At 46.3% G+C, this 7,554-nt stretch carries 7 protein-coding genes and 1 pseudogene; all 8 read left to right on the top strand.

Annotated features, from left to right (window positions below; all coding sequences use genetic code 11):
• A pseudogene (locus PVV57_RS09345) lies at positions 1 to 273 on the top strand (hypothetical protein); the annotation flags it as partial.
• Between the two features lie 200 nt (positions 274 to 473).
• Positions 474 to 1,757, top strand: coding sequence for a phage tail sheath C-terminal domain-containing protein (locus tag PVV57_RS09340; RefSeq protein WP_273783950.1), 1,284 nt, complete (start codon positions 474 to 476; stop codon positions 1,755 to 1,757).
• A gap of 3 nt (positions 1,758 to 1,760) precedes the next feature.
• Positions 1,761 to 2,279: a phage major tail tube protein gene (locus PVV57_RS09335; RefSeq protein WP_273718799.1), complete on the top strand. Its 519-nt coding sequence runs from the start codon at positions 1,761 to 1,763 to the stop codon at positions 2,277 to 2,279.
• A 9-nt stretch (positions 2,280 to 2,288) separates the two neighbouring features.
• Positions 2,289 to 2,702 (top strand): hypothetical protein, encoded by a 414-nt coding sequence (locus tag PVV57_RS09330; RefSeq protein ID WP_273718797.1) that lies wholly within the window; start codon positions 2,289 to 2,291, stop codon positions 2,700 to 2,702.
• Between the two features lie 131 nt (positions 2,703 to 2,833).
• On the top strand, positions 2,834 to 5,167 hold the full coding sequence (locus PVV57_RS09325) for a phage tail tape measure protein (RefSeq protein ID WP_273783948.1): 2,334 nt from the start codon (positions 2,834 to 2,836) through the stop codon (positions 5,165 to 5,167).
• Positions 5,168 to 5,323: 156 nt separating this feature from the next.
• Positions 5,324 to 5,785: a phage tail protein gene (locus PVV57_RS09320; RefSeq protein ID WP_273717923.1), complete on the top strand. Its 462-nt coding sequence runs from the start codon at positions 5,324 to 5,326 to the stop codon at positions 5,783 to 5,785.
• Complete coding sequence (locus PVV57_RS09315) at positions 5,782 to 6,036, top strand: tail protein X (protein WP_273783947.1); 255 nt, start codon at positions 5,782 to 5,784, stop codon at positions 6,034 to 6,036. The genes PVV57_RS09320 and PVV57_RS09315 overlap by 4 nt, the downstream gene beginning before the upstream one ends.
• Positions 6,036 to 7,037, top strand: coding sequence for a phage late control D family protein (locus PVV57_RS09310; RefSeq protein ID WP_273783949.1), 1,002 nt, complete (start codon positions 6,036 to 6,038; stop codon positions 7,035 to 7,037). The genes PVV57_RS09315 and PVV57_RS09310 overlap by 1 nt, the downstream gene beginning before the upstream one ends.
• Positions 7,038 to 7,554 lie beyond the last annotated feature (517 nt).

Genomic DNA, 7,554 nt, shown 5'->3' with positions numbered 1-7,554 from the left:
TTTGGTTTAGCAACAGATGAACATCTAGGAATTGCCAAAGGCGGAAATGGTTGTGCTGGAACAAGTGGAATTACGAGCAAGATAAGCGGTAACGGAGGTGATGCTGGGGGTGATACATCAAGAGGTGGCTCTGGAGGGATAGGACAAGGATCCTATAGTTCAGGAAAAGCGGGGCGTGGCTTTGGTGGTGGGGGTGCTGGTTCTCATGGAGATTCTTCTCCAAGCGGTGCTGGTGCTGATGGTGCAGTCCTTATAAGGTTATGGAAAGAATGAATGGATGTACGACTAACCAAAGAGACAGCACAAGTCAAACTAATGTTTGTTGTATCATAGCTTAAGGTTGTAATAGTCTTTTTTAAGTCCTTTTATTGCTCTTTAAAAGCCCTTTGAAAGGGCTTTTTTTGACTGACAGTGTCAGGCTTATGGAGCATGGTGATGCTTGTTATAGTCTCTTCATTGATTTGGAGAGCAAGATGGCAACAGAATTTAATCATGGGATTCGCATTGTAGAGGCTGGTGAGGATTCCCGTCCTTTAGCAACATTTGATCAGACCGCCATTGGAGCGGTTGTTACAGCCCCTGATGCTGACAACCAAGTTTTTCCCCTCAACGAGCCTGTCCTTCTCTTTACGCATGAGGGTGAGAAAATCCAAAAGCTTGGGGCAAGAGGCACGGCTCTTGATGTTATTAATGCTGCGCGCGCACAGGGGATTGAGGCACAAATTATTCTTGTGCGTGTGGAAGAAAAATCAACCATTGCTGAGACACAAACTGAGATGGTGGGGTCCAATACGGTTTTGACCGGTGTGCATGCGCTGAAACATGCGCGTGGCCATTTAGGGGTAGAGCCTGGGATTTTACTGGCACCAGCCTATAGTGCAGGGCGCCTTGATAATGGCAAAAACCCCGTGGCAGATGCGCTTGAACAGGTTGCCGAAAAGCTACAAGCGATTGCGGTTTTTGATACGGGTGGTAAAAACACGGAAGAAAGTCTTGCCTATCGTGCAGATTTTTCCTCACGCTTTTGTTATCTCATTGACCCTTTTGTACGGGTGGCAAATAGTGAGGGTGGGTGGAGTGTTAAACCAGCAAGTCCCTTTGCTGCCGCCATGTTTATCAAGCGTGATAAGCAAAGGGGCGGTGTTTTTTGGTCTCCCTCTAACCAAGATGTTAAAGGCATTTTAGGAACCGCACGCCCCATTAGCTATTTTGATGGCGAAATCGATCATGAGGCTAATCGCCTCAACCAAGCCGATATTGCCACCTTTATTCCCGCCCGCCTTAGCCAAAATGCCCAAGGTCAATTTGCTGCCAATGGACGCATTTTATGGGGAAATCACACCACCTCCAGTGATCCACTCTGGCGTTTTGTCAATGTGGTGCGCACTCGCGCAGCATTGGAAAAAACGATCATTAACAATTTGCGCCCTTGGGCGAATGATGAGAATCTGACCGGTCAACATGTTATTGCTATCACCCGCAGCCTCACGCAGTTTCTTGATGATCTGATTGCACGTGGTGCATTGCTTGGTGGGCGCGTTTGGTTTGATCGCGATTTAAATTCCAACAGTACTTTGCAATTGGGAAAATTGCGGATTGAGTTTGATGCAGAAGAAGTACCCCCTCTAGAAGATTTAAGTTTCTCCAGCCGGCGCAATAGCGCTTATTTTGATCGATTGGCTGAAGATATCCAAAAGAAAATGACCTATCAATTTGGCGATACGCTTGAAACTTATCGCAAAGCAGCAAGGAGTTAAAGCATGACTTTACGCATTGTACGCGGTTTTACGCTGATTGTTGATGATGATGTGAATCTTCATCTCGATCTTGAAACGCTTAAATTGCCCACGCTGGAAGAAATCACTGAAACCTATCAACCAGGGGGCTCTGACATGCAAATTGATGTGAGCGGTCTTGGTGTGAAAGCTTTAACCTTGCAAATGAAAATCCGCAGCCACACCCCCGAAATCATCGGTATCTTTGGTGGTTCCCCTGGTCTTCGTCATAAATTTACCGGCAAAAAACATGTGGTGTCTGAAGAAGATGGGCGCGAGCATGAACATTCCATTGATGTCACGGGGCGCTTGGTCAAAGTGGATAGCGAAAGCTTAACGGCTGGAAAAGCGACAGGCTATGATTGCGAGATCAAAAATATTTGGGACTATACAGAATTTTGGGATGGTTCTGTTTTGCATCGCTTTTCCTTTAAACGAGGCGGTTGGCTTGTCCGCAATGGGCAAGAGATCGGTTCTCGCCGCCGCTCTATTCTCAATTTATAGGAATTGATCATGACAAGTTTACAAACAAGCATTGAGGTGGAATTAGCTGTTCCGCTTCTTTATCAAGATAAAGGTGGCAAAGAAACTCTCTGCAAGAAACTGACCTTTTATCGCCCAAACTTCAAGCAAGCACGCCAATTAGCGGTGTTGATTGGACCGCAGCTAGCAAAGCTCGTTCTGCCCGCTGTAGAAGAGGATAAAACACCCTTAAGCAATGATGTTCTCATTTCCAAGCTTTGTGAGGCTTTATTGACCCATGAGGCTATGGAAGGAATAGCTGTGCTTTTAGCCGATATGTCTCATGAATCTGTTGAATTGATTAACCGTCTTGATGTTGTTGACATTATGGCCGTGTTTAAGGCTTTTTTTGCTTTTTTTCCCACACGCCAATCCTCTCTGCCGGACAATTTGGAGCAGAACTAGCCCTTTATTATCACTGGGCGCCTTCAGAAATTAATCAGATGGATTGGCTGGATGTGATTGCCTATCGCGAAGAACTCGCACGCCTGAAAGCGCAAGAATATGAAAGCTATCAGTTAGGATAAGAGACGATCATGGATGTTTCCCTTGTTGTCCGTTTTGTGAATCATCTGCAAGAAGGGATAGCTTCTGCCAAGCGTGATCTTGCAGCCTTCAGTAGCGATGTTGCGCATTTCCAAAACAAGACAAGGCAGCACTTTAAAAATTGGTTTGACCCTGAGCATCTTGAGGATGCGACAAAGAATGCGCAAAATGCTTATATTCATGCGCGTGGGCGCATGGTAGGCGCCATTGCCCAAACAGCAACCTTAATTGCACCCCTCTATAAAGCCATGCAATTTGACCAATCAATGAAGGGCTTGGAAAAGGTTCTGGATGCCCCCCTTAATCGCTTAAAGGAATTGCGCCGTTTTGCTTTGGAAACCTCCACCAAAATTCCTCTCGCCGCCCGTGAAGTTTTAGAACTGATGACTAGTGCCAGCCAAGCTGGGATTGGTGAACAAGATTTAGAAGCTTTTAGTATTTATGCCGCCAAGGCAGCTGTTGCTTTTGATATGAGCGGGGATCAAATTGGGGAACGCTTTGCCAAATTGCGCAATGTCTTTAAGCTTAATCAGGCAGGCATTGAAGATCTAGGCGATGCCATCAACCATCTCTCTAACCACATGGCCGCCAAGGCAAGTGAAGTGTCTGATTTTACCAATCGTGCCACCGGTGCTGCCACCATGTTTAAGCTCACTGCACGTGAAACAGCAGCCTTTGGTACGGCGATGATTTCTGCTGGTATTGTCCCAGAGAGTGCCGCGCGTGGGTTTAATGCGATGAGTGCCCGTATTCAGGCGGGAGGAAAGCATATTGAAGATGCTTTTACCAATATTGGTCTCTCTCGCCAAAAATTTATGGAAGATTTGGAGAAAGATGCCACCGGTACCTTGGTGCGCTTTTTTGATGTGTTGGGCAAATCCGAACAAGGAATGCGTTCTCTTATTGCCATTGCAGGGCGCGATTTTACCGGTGATTTTGCCAAATTGGTGGGCAATCCGGAATTGTTGGGGCAAGCTTTAAAATATGTTGAAGACCCAAAAGTCTTTAAAGGCTCTGTCGAACAAGAGGCAGACAAACAAGCAACCGGTGCCATGCGACAATTTGAATTGTTGCAAAACCGTATCGTGGCTTTGGGAATTACCATTGGTGAAGTGCTTCTGCCCCCCCTCAACAGTTTGATGGAAAGTGTTGGCAATTTTACCAATGGGCTTATGGCGTGGGCGAATGCCCATCCCACTTTAACAAGCGCCATCATCAAAACCATTGCTGCCCTGATGGCTTTTAATATTGCTCTGCGCGTGTTGCGCTTTACCATGGCTGGCACACGTCTTGGGCTTCTTCAATTGATGGGCTCTTTTATCAAGCTTAGAGTACTCAGTCGTGGTGTTGCTGCAAGTTGGCGGGGCTTAGCAGCCGCAGGGCGCTCGCTGGGCTTGCTAACCGCGGGTCTTGGGGCAAGTTCACTCCGACTCTTACGCCCCATGACCTTGTTGGTCGGGGCTTTACGGGGGATTGCCGTCTCAGGGGCGGCTTTTGCGAGCAGCTTTGGTTGGATGGGAACCGTGATCGAAGTGGTTGGGGCAAGCCTGTCCTCTGTTGTGGGAGGGCTTTTTACTCCGGTAGGGGCTCTCATTGCTGCTGTTGTGGCGGTCATATTGGCTGCTGGTTTTGCTTTGTGGAAATATTGGGATCGTTTCTCTTCTTTTATGAATGGTTTAGCACGGGGGATAACACGGGCTTGGGGGCAAGCCTTTGAAGCCGTTATGCGCTTTTTTGGTGCAGATACCACCACCATCACCAAATGGAAAAACATCATTGCTGCTGCTTTCGACTTCTCTTCCCATTGGCAAAAATTTAAACAAGGACTTTCCTCTGTTTCTCAAAGCTTTGCTGGTTTGTGGGAGGGCGTTAAACAAAGCTTTTCCAACTTTTGGCAATGGTTGAAGCGTTTTTTTACACAGGAAAAGCTCACAGAGAGTGCCAAGGCTGGTATGGAACAAGCGGGCGAAGATCTGGCTAATTCGATTATTGAGGGCTTTATGTCGTCCATCTCACAATTGATGGATTATTGTAAATCTTTACCTCACCGCATTAAGGGGTGGATTGGATCCATTGATGTAAGAGAGTTTTTGCCAAGTTTTTTGGGGGGTAAAACGCCAATCCAGCCCATAGCACAATTTGCGGGGGCTTCTCCTCAGCCATCAGGGAGAGAACCAAGAGACAAAGACCGCTCCCCCATCACACACAATCAAAATGTCACAGTGCATGTCAATGGGGCGCGTGAACCCATGGCCACTGGTCGTGCGGTTGCCCATGCTTTGCAACGGGCACGCGCCAATGCCCTGCATGGCGGGACAGAATGATAAGGACGACAGAATAAGGGAAAAGACGGCGTGCTGGAAAGAACACAATGAGGGGAGGGATGAAGTGTTAGGAGGGCGCAATGATAGGAGAGATGCAATGATAGGTTTCGAAAGAGATGACGTGTTGGAAGGAATACAATCAAGGGGAGGGAGCCTATGAGAGATCCTTTGATGATGTTAGGTCCGCATCAATTTTATGTGGACTGGCTGAATTTCCAATCCTTTGAAGAAGAGTTTTCTGCCTCATGGGTTTGTATGGAGCGTTTTGGCAGGTCCCCCAGTTTGCAATTTACCGGCTATGGCAATGATGCAAAAACCATTCATGGCGTTTGGTTTCCAGAAGAATTTGGTGATCGGGTAGCCATTGATGCCATCACCACAACGATCAAAAGAGCAAAGCCGGTCCAGATGCTTCGTTGGATCAATGATACGACCTATAGTGTCCTTCTCCATGGTCCCGTGGTGATCACCACGATCAATAAAGACCACGACTATATCAGTCGCTCTGGTCAATCCCAGCGCATCCGCTATTCCATTAGTCTCTTGCCCTTTTTCAATGGCGGAAAACCGCAAGGACAATACCAGGTGGGACAATATCAAGAGGGACAAACTCTATGAAGATACCAGAAAAGCATGTTGTTGTAGAGTTAGAGGATATGAGTCTAGACCTCATCTGCTTTCATCATGCCATGGCAGTGTTAGGGGACCGGAGGCAAGCTGGTTTACTCAAAGGCTATTTAGAAGCTACATTGGAAGCCAATCCAGAGATTGCCAAATATGGTGTGCTTTTACCGCGGGGCTTGAAGGTTATTCTGCCTGAATTTGTGTTGTCTAATCCCCAAAGCATGGTGAAGCGACTATGGGATTAATGCGTACACACCCTTTTATTATCGTCAAGGTGGGAGACAAACCTGTTCATGAGGTTTTTTACCAGCGTCTTTTAACCGCAACTATCACGGACCATGCCGGTAATGAAGCCGATACATTTGAAGCAGAGTTTGATGATAGTGGCAATGATTTAGAGGTTCCACAAACAGGCAACGCTCTGCAGGTGATCTTTGGTTATCAAAACAGCATCAGTGCATTTATGGGGCGTTTTGTTGTCGAGTCAGTGGTAAGTTGTGGGGGCAGTGATGGAGAGATTTTGCGCCTTTGTGGTAAAAGTGCCTCGATGCGTAAAGAGCTCAAAGAACAGGTGAGTGAGCATTTTGATCACAAAACTGTTGGTGAGATTGTTGAGACACTGGCCAAACGTCATGGCTATCAAGCAAAGGTCAGTCCCCAGTTCACCAAACAAACTTTGCCTTATGTGATTCGTACAGATCAATCGGCTGTTGATTTTTTAACCCGCCTTGCCGACCGCATGCGGGCACGTTTTTTAATCAAGGACAATAAGTTTTTATTTTTAAGCGGTGACAATTTACCAGTACTCGACATCCATAAGTATGACTGTTCTAACTGGGAATTCACATTAGAGCCACGCACGCAATATGGCACTATTGAAGCTTCTTATTTTGATCGCTCAAAAGGGCAGCAATGCCAAGTCAAGCATCAGACAGGGGTTAGCGGTCCCGTGCGGCGTTTACGGACTTGTTACACTTGTGAGGAGGAAGCACAAGCTGCTGCTGCTTCTGAGTCGGACAGGTTGTGTCGTGCTGTGGGCAGTGGTTCTTTGACCCTTGCGGGGCGCCCCGAAATCATGGCGGATCAACCTCTCATCCTTCAAGGGTTCCGTGGGCAAATCAATGGTCCATGGAAAGCCGCTACCGTCACCCACAGCTATGAGAAACAAAGCGGATATACCACAGAAATCACCTTTGAGGCACCAGACAAGGGAAAAGAGGCAGGAGAAAAGGAAACCTCTGAGTGACAGAAAATCAAAGGAGCAACTTGACCCTTTGATCGGTCGTGATGAGGAATAGGTGCAACTTGCACCAATTGCTAAAACGAGAAATAGGATCAAGTTGATCCAATTGCATGAGTACAGCAATAGGGTAATGTTTACCCAATTCCTAAAAGGAGCAATGGTGCAAACATTGCACAATTGCAGACTGAAGAGCAATTTGGTCAAGTTGACCAAATTCCTTAAACGATTCTCTTTTTAATAATGTCCTGAATAATGTGCTTAGGATACAGAAAAATCATCAGTCAATTTATGCTAAAAGAAGTCATACCATTTTATGCATACTGCTTCTCAAATAATACGATTCCAACTCAATGATTGATCATCTCAAATTGTGATTTTGAGCAGAAAAGAAAAAGAGGCTTTAAATGATCTTTGAAAGGTCTTTGAAGATCCTTTGAGAACCACTTTAAAACTCTTTGAGAAAAAATAAATTGCTACAAAACCTAGTGGCAAATTATACAAAACCTACTGGCAAGCTACA

The organism is Bartonella sp. AU15XJBT (genome assembly GCF_028618615.1).
In the GTDB taxonomy this organism is placed as follows: Bacteria; Pseudomonadota; Alphaproteobacteria; order Rhizobiales; family Rhizobiaceae; genus Bartonella.
Note: the sequence above shows the minus strand (reverse complement) of the source record. Positions and strands in the feature narration are given on the sequence as shown.